The organism is Paenibacillus sp. S02 (assembly GCF_019454065.1).
GTDB lineage: Bacteria > Bacillota > Bacilli > Paenibacillales > Paenibacillaceae > Paenibacillus > Paenibacillus polymyxa_B.
This window is the reverse complement of the sequence record NZ_CP073682.1, coordinates 4,691,292-4,709,131: the sequence shown is the minus strand read 5'-3', so window position 1 is coordinate 4,709,131 and position 17,840 is coordinate 4,691,292. Positions and strand designations below refer to the sequence as shown.

Below are 17,840 nucleotides of genomic sequence, written 5' to 3'. Positions count from 1 at the left end.
GGTCAGGAGGAGATTATATTGTTCAAAGGAAAAAAACTGCTGGTGACCGGAGGAACGGGATCTTGGGGGCAACGCCTAACGGCTGAATTGCTGAAGGAGGGACCAGCGGAAATTCGTATTTTCTCACGCGGTGAATTTGCACAGATTGCCATGCAGCGGCAATTTCAATCTGATCCTCGCCTGAATTTCATGATTGGAGATATTCGAGATCTTCAGGCATTGCAGGAGGCATGTCGCGGAGTGGACTATATATTCCATTTGGCAGCATTAAAGCATGTCCCCGTGTGTGAGAGACAGCCCGAGGAGGCATTCAAGACGAACGTACACGGTACTGAAAATGTGATCCGGGCCAGCATTGAGCAAGGAGTCGCTAAGGTAATTGATGTCTCTACAGACAAGGCGGTAGACCCAGTGAATGTATATGGGATGACGAAGGCGATTGGCGAAAGATTGATGATCCGCGCCAACGCCTTAAGTGAGCGTACTCGCTTTGTGTGTATTCGCGGCGGCAATGTGCTAGGGACGAGTGGAAGTGTCGTGCCCCTGTTCAAACGCCAGATTGCGGAAGGTCAGGATTTAACGCTGACGAGCCCAGATATGACACGTTTCTTCCTCACGCTCGGAGAGGCGATTGGCTTGCTGCTGAAGGCTTCTGTTACGGCGATTGGTGGAGAGACGCTAGTAATGAAAATGAAGGGTTGCAATATTGCGGATTTGGCAGAAGTGATGAAAGAACAGGCGGGACAGCCTGCGTTGAAAGTGAAGGAAATTGGTATACGTGGTGGGGAAAAGCTGCATGAGGTGCTGATTTCGCCCTATGAGGTGCCGCACACGTATCGCTATGATGATCGTTATTTTGTTATTCTTCCCCAGCAAGCAGACAAGCGTTTGTTGAGTCAATATGGTGGATTGGAGCGGGTGAACTTCGAACAATATCGCTCGGACGACGAGTTAATGGATCGTGCTGGAATTGCTGAGCTACTGCGAGGCATGGAGTAACGATGAAAGAGGTGGGTATTTTGCAGCTTATGGAAAAAATAACAAAAGGAACTGTAAAGGTGGCTGTGATCGGCCTCGGTTATGTAGGGCTGCCCATGGCAGTGGAAATGGCACAGGCTGGTTATGATGTATATGGTGTAGATTCCGATCCTGTCAAAGTAGCCAAGCTGCTTCAAGGAAAGTCGTACATCATAGACATTGGGGATGATGCATTGGAAGGTCTGATCGGGCAGCAATTGCATCCGGTTACGGATATCAAGGTACTGGAGCATGCGGATATCGTCGTGATCTGTGTGCCTACGCCGCTGACGGACGGACACCAGCCGGATACGTCCTATATTGAAACGGCTATTGATCAGGCCATACCTCATTTGCGTAGACAAACACTGTTGATTCTGGAAAGCACCACCTATCCGGGAACGACCGAGGAACTGATTCGGCCGGTGATAGAGCAGCGCAGGGGATGGACAGTAGGTAAGGATTTTTATGTGTGCTTTTCACCGGAACGTGTGGATCCGGGCAGCGTTCATTTTAACATTCGCAACACACCCAAGGTGATCGGCGGTTGCACGCCGGATTGTCTGGCAGCGGGAGTAGGTTTTTATGGGTCCTTTTTGGACCAGATTGTTCCGGTCAGCTCGACAACCGTGGCGGAAGCCGCCAAGCTGTTCGAGAATACGTTCCGCAGTGTCAACATTGGAATGGTCAACGAGCTGACAGCCGCCTGTGAGAAAATTGGCATCAATATATGGGAGGTACTGGATGCAGCGGCAACCAAGCCATTCGGCTATATGCCTTTTTATCCGGGACCTGGCATCGGGGGGCACTGTATCCCGGTTGATCCGCTATACTTGTCATGGAAATCCGAGCAGCATGGTTTTCCACTGGAATTCGTGGACTTGGCAGATCGCATGAACCGACGTATGCCGCTGTATATCGCGGAGCGAATTGAAGCCATGCTCGCTCAGAAAGGTAAAGCCATAAACAAGGCCAAAATCATTCTGGCAGGTGTGGCCTACAAAAAGGACATTGATGATGTTCGGGAATCCCCAGCTCTTGTCCTGTTTGAACATCTAATAAAAATGGGAGCTTCGGTGAGCTTCACCGACCCATATGTATCGAGCTTTAAGCTGAACGGTGAAGCAATCCCATCTCGAACGGCAAATGCTCAGCTATGGGAAAGTGCAGATATCGTAGTCATCACGACAGACCATTCTGTGGTGGATTACCAACAGCTGGTCGACCATGCCCCGCTGGTCTTTGATACACGTAATGCGACTGCACATTGCACAGGTGGACATGTCGTGATCTTGGGGCATCCTGGTGATGGAGGAGGCGCCGCTGTTGGCTAACCGTGATCAGGTAAACGAACGTTATTATGGGCAAATTAATTCGGAGGAGTCTCATGAAGCCACCCGCAATAGAATTCACTGGATTTGCCGCCATGTACAGGGGCGTACCGTGCTGGATGTTGGGTGCAGTCAGGGGATAACGTCCATTTTGCTTGGACGGGAAGGCTTTGAGGTAACGGCTATTGATTTGGAAGAGGGCAGCATTTCTTATGCAAAAAAAGAACTTCGACAGGAATCCGCACCCGTCCGGGGAAGAGTCCACTTTCAGTTAAAGGACATTTCACAATTTGAGCGTCCTCCCGGTGGATTTGACACCATTATTTTAGGGGAGATTTTGGAACATTTTGCGCATCCCGACACCCTGCTGGCTCATGCTTATCGCTTGTTGAATAAAAAAGGAACGCTCGTCTTGTCTGTACCTTATGGATACCATCCGTTTCATGATCACAAGCGGACTTACTATGCTGGGAGCCTCTCCCGTGTGTTGTATCCTTATTTTGATGAAAAAGCGCTTGAGGTCCATCACAAATATTTGTGCTTTGCAGGCCGCAAGAAGTCGAAAGAACTGCGTGAGATCAAACCAGAGGCAGAGCGTCTGAATGAGTGGATGAAACTGGACGAGGAGCAGTTTCGACTGGTGGAGCAGCAGCATGTTCGAAAAATGAATCAGCGAAAGGCCGCACTCGACAAGGCGGTACAGCGAATCCGGCATATGGAGGAACAACTTTTGCCGTTGGAAAGGTATGCACGTGTCGAACAGCTAGACAAGACGCAGGCTGAAAGGAGAGGTGCATATACTGATGGTGAGTCTACCAGAAAAACGATGGCAGATTCAGCCAAAGGTAAAGGGGGATGACGTGAAGTCATGACTGATCATCCAATGACCATCAGCTTGTGCATGATCGTAAAGAACGAGGAGCAGACACTTGCACGCTGTCTGGATTCGGTCGCAGACCTGATGGATGAAATCATCATGGTGGACACGGGATCGACGGATCAAACGAAGACGATAGCATCCCGCTATACGGATCGGCTATATACGTTTGAATGGAAGGATGATTTTGCAGCCGCCCGTAATGAATCGTTTGACAAGGCGACGTGTTCCTACATCATGTGGCTGGATGCGGACGATGTGCTGCTGGAGCCGGACCGTGAGCGCCTGCGTGCCTTGAAGCAGCGTTTGTCTATGGATATCGACGCAGTGGTAATGCCACTTCATTTGGCAGAGGGGGAGCAGGGTGAACTGTTGTTCACCTCACGTCGTATCCGTCTCGTGAAGCGTGAGCGACAATACCGCTGGGAAGGGCGTCTGCATGAGGATCTGGTGATACCTCAGGGGCAAATCTTGCATTCGGATGTGGCAGTAACTCACCGCCGAATGCAAGACCACACGCTCCGTAACCAACGTATTCTCGCTCGGTGGATCAGCGAAATCGGCAAGCTGGAGGGGCGTCTGCTGTATTTGCATGCCAATGAATGTTTTGACCGTAAAGAATATGCCGAGGCGGCAGAGGCGTTCAACCATCTGTTGGAGGAGCCGAGCGGCTACCGTGAGGATCGGATTACCGCTTGTGCGCGGTCGGCGGAATGCTATCTTCACCTCGGGAAGCCGGAGCAACAGCTGGATAGTCTGTTACGTTCCTTTCGATACGGTGTACCGCAATCAGACTTGTGCTGCATGATCGGTGACTGGTTTTTCACACGAAACGAATGGAGCACTGCCGCATACTGGTATGAAAAGGCATTGGAGCAACAGCATCACCTTCCGGGTATGCGACCTGTTCCACTACCATGCTACTCCTGGTTACCTCATGTGCGGCTCAGCCATTGCTATGCCCATGCAGGTAAGCTGGGCGCTTCGTATGAGCATAACCAAATCGCTTTACGCTATTTACCTGACGACCCGTATTTACTGGATAATGCACGCAAGCTCAAGGAGGCTATCTCCAACTCCTCATCCTCAGCCTGTTCCTCAAAATAGTTCAAGCTGTTCCGGCCCGTTATCCTCTTCAGGTGGCTTGCGAGGTGGAAAAGGTTTAGGGTCCATCCCAAGCATGGACATGAGCTGCTTGGCGTTAGCAGCGGCGTCTCCACCTGAGTTGTTGTTGAAAATAACGCACACCTCACGGCTTTGCTGCTCCAGCTCCAGCAATCTGTCTCTCCATTCGGTCAACTCTTGTTCATTGTACCGATACAGATAACGAACCTCCCGCCAATTAGGCGCGGAGCTTTGATTCCAACCCGATATGTTTCGCCCGTGGAGACGTACGATTGTCAGATTACCGTCTGTAGCCAACGGCACAATGGGAACCGACCCTGGTCCTGCCTGCGGCTCGTCGCATACGCTGTGTATCCAACCTTCTTCACGCATGAATGCCAGCGTTTGTTTCCGAAAATCGGGTGTGAACCAGCTTTGATGTCTGAATTCAAGTACGGATGGGACCTCTCCCATCCTTTTTTTCGTGTCTCGCAGTACAGCGACATTCTCACGTGTACAGTCGAACCAGGGTGGGTACTGAAACAGTACGGCTTTGAGCTTACCCGCTTCGCGAAGAGGCTGTATGGATGCATGCAGTGCTTCGTACATGGCATCTATTGTTTTGAAGTAAGGCTGCTTGCCGCGGGTATGTCCAGTCATGCCTTGATAGGCTTTGACTAGAAATGAAAAAGAGTCAGGGGTTTCCGCCGCCCAGCGTGCCATACGATCTGTAGGCTGCACCGCATAGAAAGAACTATCCATCTCTACTACCGGAAAATGGCTTCCATAAACGCTTAGTTTTTGGTTAGCTTTGGTGCCGGTTGGATACAAGTGATCATGATCGCCCCAACCCGTAAGTCCAATTTGAATCATAACTTCCCCGCTCCTTTCTCTTATGAATACTTCTAAAGGCGTTCCCATGAATCATTTTAATGATAAAATGGGGTGAATCATGTACTCTTTATTAAAGCTACTGAAGGTATTATGAAATGGATTCAAATAACGGTTATTGTAACATGTTTGTTGTTCAGGATTTTGCAAAACTCTTATTCGTTATGCTTTTGAGTTTCCAGTTTGAAAAAGCTAATATAGTATGTAATAGAGCGAAATGAGTTCATGGAGGAGAATCGATATGGCAGAATGGTACGAGCAAAGCTTTGGGGAAGATTATTTATTGGTATACAAGCATCGCGACTTTCAGGGAGCCTATCAGGAAGTGCAAAAAATGATCTCCTGGCTCAAATTACCGCAAGGCTCCAGCGTATTGGATTTATGCTGTGGGATGGGACGTCATTCGCTTGCGCTGGCAGATGCAGGTTATAAGGTGACAGGTGTGGACCTTTCCAATGTGTTGCTGAGAGAGGCTCGTGCAGCAGATTCCGAAGGGCGGGTAAGTTGGCATCAAGGGGATATGAGAGAGGTGCCGCTGGACGAAAGCTTTGACGCGGTGATGAATTTGTTCACCTCCTTCGGTTATTTTGAGAAGGATGAGGAGCAGCTAAAAGTATTAAAGGAAATTTATCGGCTGTTGAAGCCGGGAGGACGTTTTATTATAGATTATTTGAACCCTGCTTACGTAACCGCTCATTTGGTACCGCATTCGTCAAGGGAGGATGAAGGAAATTGGATTGAGGAGCATCGGATCATTGAAGATGGCTTTGTGAAAAAGCAAATTGCGATTCGGTCAGCCGCATCCGTTACGGCCACTGAGGCAGCCTCTGCTATGGGTACGACTCCTACTGAGGGAGAACCCGCGCGCGTGTATCATGAACGAGTGAAGCTATATCCGTATGAAAAGTTCCGTGGATTGCTAGAGCAAGCCGGACTATCCGTAGAGCAGGTACACGGAAGCTATAATGAAGATCAATATATCGAAGATGCTTCGCCTCGAATGATTTTTGTCGGCGTGCGGGCTTGAAACAGAAAGGCGGATGGGAAGCCATGAAAATGCCAGAGCTTACACCGTGTGAGCGAATAGACGGAGGCTTTCAGGTCAAAATATCCATGTCCTTTCCGCTGCGTTGGGTAAATAGCTATGTGCTCAAGGGGCAGCATGGTTTTACGATTGTAGACCCTGGTCCGCGCAATATGGATACCGAGGCAGAATGGGCGCATGTCTTCCAACAGCTGGGGATGACCTTTGGGGATATCTCGGACATTGTGGTGACTCATCATCACCCCGATCATTACGGATTGGCGGGCTGGATGCAACAGCAAAGTCAGGCTCGTGTACATATGTCAGCTCGAAGCCATAAGGAAGCGATGATGATGTGGGACGCTCCAGAATCGACGGTCGCAATGGAGAACAGGCTTCCTAGTTTTTTTGTCCAGCATGGCTTTCCTTTGGAGCAAGTATCGGCCTTGGAATTACATATACGGCAGGCTTATTTGCAAGTGAATCCACAGCCTGAGATTACCGTTATTCCTACCGGAATGGACGCTCGTCTGGAATGGGGTGGACGCAGTTGGCTGCCCGTAGAGACAGGAGGGCATGCGCCCGGACATGTGTCCTTATATGACCCGATTAGCGGCGTTATCCTCTGCGGTGACGCAGTTTTGCCGCAGATTTCTCCTAACATCAGTCTGCTTCCAGGCAGTGATGCCCAGCCGTTAAAGTCTTATGTAGACGGCTTGCAGCGTCTAGGCGAGCTGGAGGTAGCGTGGGCATATCCGGGGCACCGCAATCCGTTTGGTTATTTTCGGGAGCGGACGCAAGCGTTGTTGGCGCATCATGAAGAACGGCTGGATAAATTCCAGCAGCTGATCCAACTGGGGGGCAGCACAGCCTATGAGCTGTGCATTGCCATGTTCGGTGGCAAGCTGGGTATTCACCAGCTAAGGTTTGCCATGTCCGAGACGCTGGCTCATCTGGTGGAGCTGGTGCGCCGTGAACGGGTCTCTATGAGCGAGACGGACCCAATCACGCGCTTCTATCCGCTTTGCCGTCAATAGTCGCGGAAAGTTATCCAACAAGTGACATGACGAAGCAACATGACAAGCGGCATTCATGCCGGAAAAGAGGATTTTATGAATTTGCTGCTGCTGGGAGCTACCGGACGCGTAGGACGGTATATATTAGATTATGCATTAGCGGACGGTCATGCCGTTACTGTCCTTGTTCGTTCACCGGACAAGCTGGAGGATTACGCACCCGGATACGGGAATCAGCTGCAAATCGTACAAGGCGATGCCACTAATGCAGAGGACGTAGCGCAAGCACTGAAGGGTGGGGCGACGGCTGTGATCAGTGCGCTGAATACAGATGGAACGACTACCTTATCCATTAGTATAGGCCTGCTGATCCGGCTCATGCAGGAGCAGTCTATTTCCCGGCTCATTACGGTAGGAACGGCAGGGATTTTGCAAAGCCGGACCGAACCGGACCTGTATCGATATGAGTCCTCCGAGACCCGGCGACGCAGCACTCGTGCAGCCGAGGAACATCGGCGAGTGTACGAATTGCTGCGTGAATCGGTACTAGACTGGACAATTGTATGTCCAACCTATCTGCCAGATGGAGCGCGGACAGGGATTTATCGCGTGGAAAAAGATTTTTTGCCTGAAGGTGGCTCACAAATTACCACCGCGGATACGGCTGATTTTACTTATCGGCAATGGAAGAGTTACGAATTTATCCGTACACGGGTAGGCATTGCCTACTGATCGTGGAACGCCAAACATAGCTTCATTTTTAAGCATTCAACCAGAGCGTGGTAAGTGTACCTACTCATTGCGTTCTTTTTTATTTGACAAACACTCAGGCTTAGAATACTATGATTCTTAACGGAAACAATGTTTCTTGAAATCTTGTGTAGATCTTTAATTTATTATTGTAGCATCAAGCAACAGTTTTTAATAAGCAAAAGGAAGTGTATTGAATCATGTCCGAGCCATCGCATCCCTATAAAACCTATTCGGAAGTGAAGCTACAGCAGCAGCAATTGCTACGTAAAAATGTCATTGATGCCGCATGTATCCTTCTTGCGGAGGAAGGGCCAGAGGCCGTGACCGTGCGACGAGTTGCCCAGAAATTAAGCTGTTCCACCAAAATTATTTACAGTATTTTCGGCAGCAAGGATGGTCTTGCCAATGAGATGTACCTGGATGGATGTCGGCTATTGGCTGAATCCTTCCAGCAAGTACCTGTTACCGAAAGCGTACTCGCTGATCTTGAAGCTCTATGCTGGGCGTACTGGGAATTTGCGCAGCTTCATTCAGCCTATTACAAAATGATGTTTGGCGGGGCATTATCTGATTTCAAGCCGGATGAACAGAGCTTGGAGGGTACCACAACGGCCCTGTCTCAAATCCTGCAAACCGTCATACACGCTATGGAGCTGGGAGCATTGAAAGAACATGATCCGCTGCTGGTTGTCCGGATGTTTTGGTCTGCTTTACATGGAGTCATACATCTTCAGTTTGCAGGTCATTTTTCAGATGTAGATATGGCTCAAGGAGTGTATGCATTTACACTAAAGAATGCGCTCGTAGCATTTAAAACATCCTCATCTCCATCGTAAATATGAAGTGTACTGAGGTCGTCATAGTAGATGACTTCAGTTCATTATAGAGTAGTGGTAACAATGTTTCTAAAATAAAACAACGATACTATGGAGGTTGTCATCATGTTTATGTACGCAAACAAAATAGCTCTGATCACAGGGGCTTCATCCGGTATTGGCGAGGCCTTTGCCTACTCGCTCGCAGCTAAGAAATGTAATCTCATTTTGGTAGCACGCAATGAAACCAAATTAAAGACACTGGCTAAAGAACTCTCAGCTAAATATAACGTAAAAGCAACGGTGATTGCGTTGGATCTTTCCACACCAGGAGCACCCCAAACATTGCATCAGGAGGTTCAAAAGCAACAGCTAAAGGTAGATCTCTTGATTAACAACGCAGGTTTTGCCACCTATGGATACTTTGAGCAGGTTTCAGGAGAACGACAGCATGAGGAAGTGATGCTCAATGTGGCTGCTTTAGTCGACATCACACATGCATTTATGCCTGATTTATTGCGTAAGCGGGAGGGTGGATTAATCAATGTTTCTTCCACAGCTGCATTTCAGCCCGATCCTTATATGGCGGTGTATGGAGCAACCAAAGCATTTGTGCTTTCTTTTACTGAAGCGCTATGGGCCGAAAATCGGAAACGGGGGCTTAAAGTTCTGGCCCTTTGTCCAGGATCAACAGAAACGCCTTTTTTTGATATTGTTGGCGCAAGTGAAGCGTCAATTGGAACTAGGGAAACTCCCCAAACCGTTGTGAAGAACGCATTGAGAGCATTTGAAAAGGGGCGTAGTCACATCATTTCCGGTCGCCAAAACTATTGGGTAGCTCAGGTGTCCCGGTTCTTCTCTCGTCAATCCACGCTGGGAATTGTAGAACGTGCACTGCGTCCACAAAATGGATTGTAATTTATGAATAAAGGTAATCTGAGCTTGAAATGTTAGAATACCAATGAATAAGCTGTGAGTTTTATGCACCGGGTCTGATCGTTTATAGCTCGACTTGAATCAGACTCGGCGTTCCTATTTTGTATAGATCAAGCACTTAGATCCTATTCTAGTCCTCGGGAATATAGTAAAATTCCATCCCGTTTCTCCCAGCCATTAGCTGACCAGAAGCGTTGACCCCCTGCGTTATGCTCCATCACAAACAGATGACATTTATCAATGCCTTCTCTCAGCAAAGCAGATAACGCTTTATTCACCAGCCTGGGCGCGATCCCTTGACCACGATGTGCTGTGGCTACACCCAGATGATACAGAAACCCCCTGCGACTATCGTGACCCGCCAAAATCGTGCCTATGATGCTTCCATCATGCTCACAGACAAAGCTAAGTCCTTCGTTCCGCTGTAAAAAGCGTGCAATCCGCTCCGGTGAGTCGGCCTCGCTTAATCCCAATCCGTCTAAGCCATTCCAAAGGTCAATGGCCTGATCATAATCTTCAGCCTGCATCGTACGGAATGTATATCCTTCAGTTACGTTTACCATGTCTAGTTCTCCTCTAACCCTATATATATCTGTTGTATTCCAAGCGTTGTTTGTTATTTAACGTGTTGTATTCGGTGCACTTTCTTCCCCAAGCTCCTGCTCACGCTCTGCCTGTTTGCGATGGGCGATACGGCTGCTGGCGGAAGCTGCGATAGCGCCCACAATGTCGTCCAGGAACGTATGGATCGGCCCGAGGCTTTTATCATTCAAGCGTTCCAGCACACCTGGTTTGAGCTTATCGACATAACCGTAATTGGTAAATCCAATGCTTCCGTACACATTTACAATGGAGAAGGCCAGAATTTCATCCACCCCGTATAATCCCTCATCATTCTCAATCATGTCCTGCAATGGGGGAAGAAGAGCGCCCTGTTCAGCAAGGATATCCAGTTGGATGCCCGTGAGCACGGCATTTTGAACCTCGCGCTTCATCAGTACCTTGTCCACATTCTCCATACATTCTTCCATCGTTAGGGTCGGGTAATATTTTTTCTGTAAAAGCATGACCAGTTCTGCGATTTCAGTCATGTGTACACCACGCTTGTGCAGCCACTCGCGGGTGGCATCGGCTACCTTTTTACTATTCAGGCTGTATGGTGCTTTTTTCTTGTCCATAAAGTTGAAATTCCCCTCCTCGTATAGCTCCTGATTTCTACTGCAATTATGACCAGTGTGTCCAGTCTGCTGAAAAAGTAGTTATTTTTTACGCGAGGCTCGTATACATATTAGTACAATCTGTACAAAATTGTTAGGGAGGAACTTCACTTATGAATATAAAACACCCATGGCGTATGACCTCTGTAGCTGGACTGCTATCCCTACCCCTGTTGTTGTCAGGCTGCAGCCTTTTCGGCAACGAATCGGCATCCATTGACCCCCCGCCGTCCACGACAGAGCAGTCCATGATTAAGGCTGTAACCGGAAAAGCACCCGCCAGTACGGGGCAACTGAGGGCTGTTTTTTTGCAAGATCATAACGGTTTGCTGGCCCCGGTATCTTTACCGATTGCTACAGGTGATGTGCAGGCAGATGCCAAGTCAGCGCTGGAAACATTAGTTGAGGGCGGGCCATATGCCGGATTATTACCAGAGGGATTTAAAGGTGTAATCCCCCAGGGTACGGAAGTGAAAAGTGTGACGGTGGACAAGAACAACAAGCTGGCTGTTGTCGAATTCAACAAATCTTTCGCCAACTATAAGCCACAGGAAGAACGAAAATTAATGGAGAGTTTGACCTGGACCCTGACCGACCGTCCCGATATTGAGAGTGTACAGATCTGGGTGGATGGCAAAAAGCTGAAAGAAATGCCTGTGGGCGGCACACCGCTGGATCATCCGTTGACGCGTGCAGTAGGTATTAATTTGGAGATTGGTCATGGCGTAACACCACTGGATTCCAGTCCAGTCACCGTGTATTTCTCTTCATCTTCTCCTGCTGGAGTTCAATATTATGTACCTGTAACACGGTTGGTCAGCCCTGAAAAAGATCGTGTCCAGTCAGCACTGCATCAATTGATTCAAGGACCGCAGACCAAAGATGGGCTACAAGAAGTGATGACAGGGGAGACGGCGCTGAAATCGGTAGAACGCTCCAAAGACAACGTCATTACGGTATCTCTTTCAGATGATATGTTTGCTAAAGGAGAAGCCGTGCCTGCTGAATTTTTGGAATCGGTTGTGCTGACAGCGGCAGACAATTCAGATGATGCGGTCAAAACGAAAATTCGGATTGAACTGAATGGTGAAAAAAGCGTGATTGGACAAAATAATCAAAATTACGGAGAGCCTGTAGCCAAGCCGCAGCACATTAACGAAATTCCTCTTTAAGGACGGGGAATCGTCCTTGGGGTGCTTTTGCCTGCACACTTTGGTAAAATAAACATATAAGAACAGGTTGCATACGACGTAGGAGGAAAAAGCATGAGTAGATCTAACGGACGAAACGGTGATGAGCTGCGCCCGATGAAATTGACAGCAGGAGTAAATAAATACGCGGAGGGCTCTGTTTTTATAGAGGTTGGCGAGACGAAAGTCATTTGCACGGCTACTGTAGAAGAACGCGTACCACCCTTTATGAAGGGACAAGGAAAAGGCTGGGTGACCGCAGAGTATTCCATGCTTCCGCGTGCGACTCATAGCCGTAATCAGCGTGAAGCTGCGCGTGGCAAGCTGACAGGCCGTACCATGGAAATTCAGCGTCTGATTGGAAGAGCGTTGCGTTCGGTGGTCAATTTGCAGGCGCTTGGTGAACGGACGATTACGTTGGATTGTGACGTCATTCAGGCGGACGGCGGAACACGCACAACCTCAATTACTGGTTCTTTCGTAGCGTTGGCGATTGCGGTCAATAAAATTGCCACCCAGCACAAGCTGCCTGTTTTTCCAATTACCGATTTCCTGGCTTCCGTCAGCGTAGGGGTTGTTGGTGAAAAAGCATTGCTGGATTTGAACTATGAAGAGGATTCCAAGGCCAAAGTGGACATGAATCTTGTCATGACTGGCAGCGGGAAATATGTTGAGCTGCAAGGTACAGGTGAAGAAAGCCCATTTGACCGTAACGAATTGGATCAACTGCTTAGCTTGGGCGAACAAGGGATTCTGCAAATGATTGAGCGCCAAAAAGAAGTGCTTGGACCGATTGCTGATAAGATCGGTGCTGGACGTACAGGAGCTGGCGCCTAATGCGGCTGGATGGCCCGGTCGTCATTGTCGCTACGAAAAATAAAGGAAAGGTGCGGGAATTTGCGCATGCCTTTGCGCCGTTTGGCAAGGAAGTCAGAAGCATGTACGATTATCCCGACATTCCTGATGTCGTTGAAGATGGCAAAACCTTTGCCGAAAATGCACTGAAAAAAGCTAAAGCGGTTGGAGATGTGCTCGGATTGCCCGTGCTGGCCGATGATTCCGGCCTCTGCGTGGACTTGCTGGACGGTGCGCCGGGGGTATACTCTGCCCGTTATGCTGGAGAAGGTGCCAGCGATCACGAAAACAATATTAAGCTGCTCGACGTTCTGGAATCGAAGCAGCTGGGTGATGATACGGGACAGCCTTTGCTAAGCCCGGCTCAATTCGTCTGTACCTTGATTCTATATAATCCGCAGACTGGCGAGACGTTGGAATCGACAGGGTCCGTGGAGGGCTGGATTACTACTGAAACCGCCGGCAGCGGCGGGTTTGGGTATGATCCACTGTTTTATTTGCCAGAGTTTGAAAAGACAATGGCCGAGCTGACGTTGGAACAAAAGCAGGCTATCAGTCACCGAGGGATAGCTCTGCGTGATTTGGCAACAAAGCTGGGTAATCCACAGGCATAGCTTGGTAACAGGGGCGAAATCATCCCCCCATTCACATAACGAAAAAAAAGGCTATCCGTCAGTCATGAGCTGCGGATAGCCTTTTTGGTACTTTCTGTTCCCCATATAGTACACAGCGAAAAATTGCCGCTGCCGCTTAGAAGCTCTATTGCTTCAGCATTCAGTGTAGCTTATCGAATAGCTACCTTGTAAGTGCGCAACCAGTTATCCACTTGAGCCAAATAGGCAAACAACTGGGGACCGGACATCAGCTGACCAAACCAAGGCAGATTGGTGGATGCCTCCGGTGAGGCGGCAATATCGCGTACCTTTTGCGCATCGATCAGCTTGAGCAGTGGGGAAGAGGAATCATCCAGCAGCTGCAGCGCTTGCTTTTTCACAGCCTCAAGATAGGAAGGGTTATGCGTTTTGGGATATGGGCTTTTTTTGCGATACAGCACATCATCCGGCAATACGCCCTCCAGCGCCTTGCGCAAAATACCTTTTTCACGTCCGCCTGTCATCTTGATACTCCACGGAATGTTCCATACATATTGTACCAGTCGATGATCGCAATACGGCACCCGCACTTCGAGTCCGGCTCCCATACTCATCCGATCCTTGCGATCCAGCAGAGTAGGCATAAAGCGGGTGATGTTCAGATAGGACATGACGCGCATTTGCGCAGCTTTTCCTGTTTCCCCTGGTAGCTTCGGCACTTCTCCTACCGCTTCTGAGTAGCGATCGTTCAAATACTCCAGCGGCTTGATCCAGTCCCGTACCTCAGGAGACAACAGACTGGCTCTCATATCGGGTGCAACTGCCCACGGGAATGTACCCGAATTCAGCATATCCTCCCGGTGGAACCATGGATATCCGCCAAAAACTTCATCCGCAGCCTCGCCGGAAATAGCGACCGTAGCTCTTTTTTTAATCTCCCGGCAAAAGAGATATAGCGACGAATCCACGTCCGCCATTCCGGGTAAATCCCGCGTTAGTGTGGAGTTGTTCAGAGCTGCTACGACTTCTGGCGTATCGAATTCAATCCAGTGATGATTTGTCCCTAATTCATCCACCATCCGCTGAATCCAGGGGGCATCGGCTCCGGGTTGAAACGCATGGGCTTTAAAATGCTTGTCGTTATCCACATAATCGACCGAATACGTATGAACTTGTCCCTGCCCGGTACGTTTGTAATAATCGACAGCTAATGCGGATAGAGCGCTTGAATCCAGCCCGCCAGACAATAAGGTGCAGACTGGAACATCCGAAATGAGCTGCCGCTCCACCGTATCCAGCAACAGTTCTCGTACCTTAAGTGCCGTTTCTTCGGTGTTATCCTCATGCGCAATGCTTTCCAGTGTCCAGTAGGCTTGAATGCGCACGCCGTCGCGACTGTAGGTTAGCGTATGCCCGGGGCGTAGCTCCTTCATGGACGAATAGACGCCATGTCCGGGGGTACGCGCAGGTCCGATGATAAAAATTTCGGCCAATCCCTCGGCGTCCACTGCTGCTTCTACCGCTGGATGCTGAAGCAGTGCTTTGGGTTCTGAGCCAAATACGAATACTTCTTCGGTCTGGCTATAAAATAACGGCTTTACTCCCAGCCGATCCCGTGCCAGAAATACCTGTTCCCGCTCACTATCCCAGACCGCAAATGCAAAAATGCCGTTTAACCGATCCACACATTCGGGGCCCCATTCGATATAGGATTCGAGCAGCACCTCCGTGTCGCATTGTGTACGGAAAAAATGCCCGCGCTGTTGCAGCTCTTTTTTCAGCTCAGGCGCGTTATATATTTCCCCGTTATATACAATCGTATAAGTGATATCCTCAAGCTGCCGGATCATGGGCTGAGCGCCATTTTCCGGGTCCATAACGCTCAGTCTTCGGTGTCCGAAAGCACACGGGTTGGATATCCAGGTACCCGCAGCATCCGGTCCGCGATCGGAGAGCGTTTGTGTCATATTCAGCAGCAGCTCAGATTGATGCATTAAGTCTCCGTTCCACTGTATGAAACCTGTAATTCCGCACATGTCTGTTCATCCTCTCTTTGTCGTGTTCATCCAGTGTTGGAATGAATCAAAAACTAAATCCCCAGTTCATCAGTATATATGCCGAAAAGAAGCATAAAATGTCTGTCCGTTCCGAAAACTACAGATGGGGAAACCCGTCTACTCGCAAGGAAGGAGGGAGACCGTGTACTACATCAAGGATGCCAAAATACGCCGCTTCACTGAACTTGACGGAGTGCGCTGCGCTGAGGTAGAGGTGCGGCCCGGTGCCGCAGATGACCCGGAACTGCTGGTCTATATCACGGCCAAGGATCAGACGGATGGTCAGCATGACTATGACATGGTACGGATCATCCGCAATGACGCCGATCTGGAGCTGGATTGGTACGACAATAATCTGCATTCGGCATTTGAGGAAGTGACAGACAAGGCTTTTACCGACTCTACACACATTACTGCTGGTGAGGAGCGAGAGAAGTTTAAAAAAGAATTGCTCTCCTACGGGCAGCTCAGCACAGAGTTCGCCAAGGAGTTCGGGGCATGAGGATATGGTGTGCTATGCCTCGGCTTTTGTTGATTTGGGCCCCGGCGCCATCGCCGGATCAGCGTGAAAGGAGGGGGAAATCATAGACGGCAAAGCGAAGTATAAGAAAAACAAAGGCAGCAGTTATATTCATAACAATGAGTTCGCGGAAGAAGTGCTGGAGAAAAACGTAAGACATGAAGTACGGAAAAGCCCTAAACGCTTTGGAAATAAATAAGCAGCCATTGAACTAAATAGCAACAGCAACTCATCAAAAATGACCCTAAAGAAGCCTCCGTATCCCGCCAAATTTGCGGAATGCAGGAGGCTTCTTTTTGAACTAAGCCGCTTCACGCAGCGTCATAATCCCTTTGTAGATGTTATAAACAAAAACCCCGAGATAGACCACTACGAATAGCAGTACAAACCCGATCACTGAACCTGCATGATTTGCCGTAATAATAAAATACACTAGCGGAATTGCCGCAATAATGGGGAAAATATGCGATAAAATAGCCTTTTTTGCATGTCCCTGAACATATTCGTCCCGTACTGCAATCCACACAATGACAGGCACTAGAAAAGGTGCGAAGAAAATGCTGAAATAACAAAGTGACGACAAAAGACCTCTCACGGATTAACCCCTCCTTTATGCATGGTTCTTTGTACATAATACCCCGTTAGCGTCCAAATGATTCCTTTTGCAGCCAGCTTCCCTATATCATAAAAAAATGATTTTGACAGTTGCCCGAAATGTGATATAATAATCAATGCGCTGAATACATAAGGTTTTATTGATCGCCATCTTGTCCCAGTAGCTCAGCTGGATAGAGCAACGGCCTTCTAAGCCGTCGGTCGGGGGTTCGAATCCCTCCTGGGACGTATAGCAAAAAGCTTCCTACATGTAGGAAGCTTTTTTGTTTTTCAGTGCTGCCAAAGCGCTGCGCTACGATACCTGCGCACATGGTGGATTTTATCCGGTGAAGCTAATGGAGAGGGTATTCCATGTTCATGGAGCTTGAAAAAAGGTATGATGCATTCCAAATTTGATATTATCCATAATAATATTTGCCACATCCTTTGGAGTCATATTTGGTGAATATTCATACCACCATTTAACCGTTGTCATTGCAGATGCTGCAAACAAACGAGTTAATAACTCCTGCTTTTCTGAAAGTTCCTTCTTCGTAATTTCTGTTCCATTGCTATTTTCACGAAGACATTCCCCGGTTCTCCTTTCAAATATGCGTGTCATATCTTCATAGACATATAACTCCATATTTTTATTCCACAATATAAGGTACCAATCTTTATGATCATACATAAATTGGAGTTGTTTTCTTAAAGCGTTCAAGGATTCGATGTCATTATTCTCCAGATTAAAAGATGCTAGATTAATATTGTTTGAAAGTTCTTCTAATGTTGATTTTACCAATGATTCTCTTAGCTGATATTTATCTTCATAATATTTGTAGAATGTAGAACGATTAATTCTTGCAGTTGTAGTAATATCTTTTACGGAAACAGATGAAAAGTTTTTTTGACTAATACATTTAGCAAACCCATGTTTTATATTTTCAAGTGTTTTCACAACACGTAAGTCTGTTATCTCATTCAATATGTGTCACACTCCAATTCACTAATTCTACATATTAAAAACAACAAAAGCGATCAGAACTGTTG

19 protein-coding genes and 1 tRNA gene are annotated in these 17,840 nt (G+C 48.3%); 14 read left to right on the top strand and 6 right to left on the bottom strand.

What is annotated here, in order from left to right; all coding sequences use genetic code 11:
- The first annotated feature begins 18 nt into the window (after positions 1–18).
- From KAI36_RS20855 to KAI36_RS20840, 4 genes are read left to right on the top strand one after another with little or no spacing between them, the layout of a single operon-like run.
- Positions 19–999: a polysaccharide biosynthesis protein gene (locus KAI36_RS20855; protein WP_220025905.1), complete on the top strand. Its 981-nt coding sequence runs from the start codon at positions 19–21 to the stop codon at positions 997–999.
- A gap of 2 nt (positions 1,000–1,001) precedes the next feature.
- A complete protein-coding gene (locus KAI36_RS20850) occupies positions 1,002–2,351 on the top strand; it encodes a nucleotide sugar dehydrogenase (protein ID WP_076294439.1) in 1,350 nt (449 codons plus the stop codon).
- Positions 2,344–3,207, top strand: a complete 864-nt coding sequence (locus KAI36_RS20845; protein WP_220025904.1) for a class I SAM-dependent methyltransferase — start codon at positions 2,344–2,346, stop codon at positions 3,205–3,207. The genes KAI36_RS20850 and KAI36_RS20845 overlap by 8 nt, the downstream gene beginning before the upstream one ends.
- Before the next feature lie 9 nt (positions 3,208–3,216).
- Entirely contained in the window at positions 3,217–4,332 is a 1,116-nt protein-coding gene (locus tag KAI36_RS20840; RefSeq protein ID WP_220025903.1) for a glycosyltransferase family 2 protein, read from the top strand.
- Here KAI36_RS20840 and KAI36_RS20835 read toward each other — a convergent pair.
- Positions 4,324–5,202, bottom strand: coding sequence for a DUF72 domain-containing protein (locus tag KAI36_RS20835; RefSeq protein ID WP_220025902.1), 879 nt, complete (start codon positions 5,200–5,202; stop codon positions 4,324–4,326). The two genes, KAI36_RS20840 and KAI36_RS20835, sit on opposite strands and share 9 nt — an antisense overlap.
- Positions 5,203–5,461: 259 nt before the next feature.
- Here KAI36_RS20835 and KAI36_RS20830 point away from each other — a divergent pair, with 259 nt between their 5' ends.
- From KAI36_RS20830 to KAI36_RS20810, 5 genes are all read left to right on the top strand, one after another.
- Positions 5,462–6,247: a class I SAM-dependent methyltransferase gene (locus KAI36_RS20830; RefSeq protein ID WP_220025901.1), complete on the top strand. Its 786-nt coding sequence runs from the start codon at positions 5,462–5,464 to the stop codon at positions 6,245–6,247.
- Positions 6,248–6,270: 23 nt separating this feature from the next.
- A complete protein-coding gene (locus tag KAI36_RS20825) occupies positions 6,271–7,281 on the top strand; it encodes an MBL fold metallo-hydrolase (protein ID WP_220025900.1) in 1,011 nt (336 codons plus the stop codon).
- 75 nt (positions 7,282–7,356) lie between these two features.
- Positions 7,357–7,992 carry an NAD(P)-dependent oxidoreductase gene (locus tag KAI36_RS20820; protein ID WP_220028177.1) on the top strand — a complete coding sequence of 212 codons (636 nt, stop codon included), beginning with the start codon at positions 7,357–7,359 and terminating at the stop codon, positions 7,990–7,992.
- A 218-nt stretch (positions 7,993–8,210) separates the two neighbouring features.
- Complete coding sequence (locus tag KAI36_RS20815) at positions 8,211–8,849, top strand: TetR/AcrR family transcriptional regulator (RefSeq protein WP_076294436.1); 639 nt, start codon at positions 8,211–8,213, stop codon at positions 8,847–8,849.
- A gap of 105 nt (positions 8,850–8,954) precedes the next feature.
- Positions 8,955–9,746 carry an SDR family NAD(P)-dependent oxidoreductase gene (locus KAI36_RS20810; protein WP_220025899.1) on the top strand — a complete coding sequence of 264 codons (792 nt, stop codon included), beginning with the start codon at positions 8,955–8,957 and terminating at the stop codon, positions 9,744–9,746.
- 143 nt (positions 9,747–9,889) lie between these two features.
- Here KAI36_RS20810 and KAI36_RS20805 read toward each other — a convergent pair whose 3' ends face one another.
- Positions 9,890–10,327, bottom strand: a complete 438-nt coding sequence (locus KAI36_RS20805; RefSeq protein WP_220025898.1) for a GNAT family N-acetyltransferase — start codon at positions 10,325–10,327, stop codon at positions 9,890–9,892.
- Between the two features lie 57 nt (positions 10,328–10,384).
- The gene (locus KAI36_RS20800) at positions 10,385–10,942 is read right to left on the bottom strand and encodes a phosphatidylglycerophosphatase A family protein (RefSeq protein WP_069080429.1); all 558 of its coding nucleotides are present in this window, start codon (positions 10,940–10,942) and stop codon (positions 10,385–10,387) included.
- A gap of 152 nt (positions 10,943–11,094) precedes the next feature.
- Between KAI36_RS20800 and KAI36_RS20795 the strand changes: the two genes are divergently transcribed.
- The 3 genes from KAI36_RS20795 to KAI36_RS20785 all read left to right on the top strand — a co-directional run bounded on the left by KAI36_RS20795 (position 11,095) and on the right by KAI36_RS20785 (position 13,640).
- On the top strand, positions 11,095–12,153 hold the full coding sequence (locus tag KAI36_RS20795) for a GerMN domain-containing protein (protein WP_220025897.1): 1,059 nt from the start codon (positions 11,095–11,097) through the stop codon (positions 12,151–12,153).
- Between the two features lie 93 nt (positions 12,154–12,246).
- Positions 12,247–13,008, top strand: coding sequence for a ribonuclease PH (gene rph / locus KAI36_RS20790; RefSeq protein WP_013311675.1), 762 nt, complete (start codon positions 12,247–12,249; stop codon positions 13,006–13,008).
- The gene (locus KAI36_RS20785) at positions 13,008–13,640 is read left to right on the top strand and encodes an XTP/dITP diphosphatase (RefSeq protein WP_013311674.1); all 633 of its coding nucleotides are present in this window, start codon (positions 13,008–13,010) and stop codon (positions 13,638–13,640) included. The genes rph and KAI36_RS20785 overlap by 1 nt, the downstream gene beginning before the upstream one ends.
- Positions 13,641–13,810: 170 nt before the next feature.
- Here KAI36_RS20785 and asnB read toward each other — a convergent pair whose 3' ends face one another.
- Complete coding sequence (asnB, locus tag KAI36_RS20780) at positions 13,811–15,655, bottom strand: asparagine synthase (glutamine-hydrolyzing) (RefSeq protein WP_220025896.1); 1,845 nt, start codon at positions 15,653–15,655, stop codon at positions 13,811–13,813.
- 163 nt (positions 15,656–15,818) lie between these two features.
- On the opposite strand from asnB, the gene KAI36_RS20775 reads away from it, so the two are divergent.
- A complete protein-coding gene (locus tag KAI36_RS20775) occupies positions 15,819–16,178 on the top strand; it encodes a hypothetical protein (RefSeq protein WP_013311672.1) in 360 nt (119 codons plus the stop codon).
- A 319-nt stretch (positions 16,179–16,497) separates the two neighbouring features.
- Here the strand turns inward: KAI36_RS20775 and KAI36_RS20770 are convergent, their stop codons facing one another.
- Entirely contained in the window at positions 16,498–16,791 is a 294-nt protein-coding gene (locus KAI36_RS20770) for a magnetosome magnetite crystal formation protein family (RefSeq protein ID WP_016324668.1), read from the bottom strand.
- A 174-nt stretch (positions 16,792–16,965) separates the two neighbouring features.
- Between KAI36_RS20770 and KAI36_RS20765 the strand changes: the two genes are divergently transcribed.
- Positions 16,966–17,039, top strand: a tRNA-Arg gene (locus tag KAI36_RS20765).
- Between the two features lie 127 nt (positions 17,040–17,166).
- Here the strand turns inward: KAI36_RS20765 and KAI36_RS20760 are convergent.
- Positions 17,167–17,775, bottom strand: coding sequence for a TetR/AcrR family transcriptional regulator (locus tag KAI36_RS20760; RefSeq protein ID WP_053325995.1), 609 nt, complete (start codon positions 17,773–17,775; stop codon positions 17,167–17,169).
- Positions 17,776–17,840 lie beyond the last annotated feature (65 nt).

Bases quoted from the DNA above. Each gene is read 5' to 3' on its own strand.
- KAI36_RS20815 (WP_076294436.1), top strand. From the start codon at position 8,211: ATGTCCGAGCCATCGCATCCCTATAAAACCTATTCGGAAGTGAAGCTA.
- rph (WP_013311675.1), top strand. From the start codon at position 12,247: ATGAGTAGATCTAACGGACGAAACGGTGATGAGCTGCGCCCGATGAAA.
- KAI36_RS20820 (WP_220028177.1), top strand. From the start codon at position 7,357: ATGAATTTGCTGCTGCTGGGAGCTACCGGACGCGTAGGACGGTATATA.
- KAI36_RS20835 (WP_220025902.1), bottom strand. From the start codon at position 5,202: ATGATTCAAATTGGACTTACGGGTTGGGGCGATCATGATCACTTGTAT.
- KAI36_RS20825 (WP_220025900.1), top strand. From the start codon at position 6,271: ATGAAAATGCCAGAGCTTACACCGTGTGAGCGAATAGACGGAGGCTTT.
- KAI36_RS20785 (WP_013311674.1), top strand. From the start codon at position 13,008: ATGCGGCTGGATGGCCCGGTCGTCATTGTCGCTACGAAAAATAAAGGA.
- KAI36_RS20830 (WP_220025901.1), top strand. From the start codon at position 5,462: ATGGCAGAATGGTACGAGCAAAGCTTTGGGGAAGATTATTTATTGGTA.
- KAI36_RS20840 (WP_220025903.1), top strand. From the start codon at position 3,217: ATGACTGATCATCCAATGACCATCAGCTTGTGCATGATCGTAAAGAAC.
- KAI36_RS20810 (WP_220025899.1), top strand. From the start codon at position 8,955: ATGTTTATGTACGCAAACAAAATAGCTCTGATCACAGGGGCTTCATCC.
- KAI36_RS20805 (WP_220025898.1), bottom strand. From the start codon at position 10,327: ATGGTAAACGTAACTGAAGGATATACATTCCGTACGATGCAGGCTGAA.
- KAI36_RS20800 (WP_069080429.1), bottom strand. From the start codon at position 10,942: ATGGACAAGAAAAAAGCACCATACAGCCTGAATAGTAAAAAGGTAGCC.
- KAI36_RS20795 (WP_220025897.1), top strand. From the start codon at position 11,095: ATGAATATAAAACACCCATGGCGTATGACCTCTGTAGCTGGACTGCTA.
- KAI36_RS20850 (WP_076294439.1), top strand. From the start codon at position 1,002: ATGAAAGAGGTGGGTATTTTGCAGCTTATGGAAAAAATAACAAAAGGA.
- asnB (WP_220025896.1), bottom strand. From the start codon at position 15,655: ATGTGCGGAATTACAGGTTTCATACAGTGGAACGGAGACTTAATGCAT.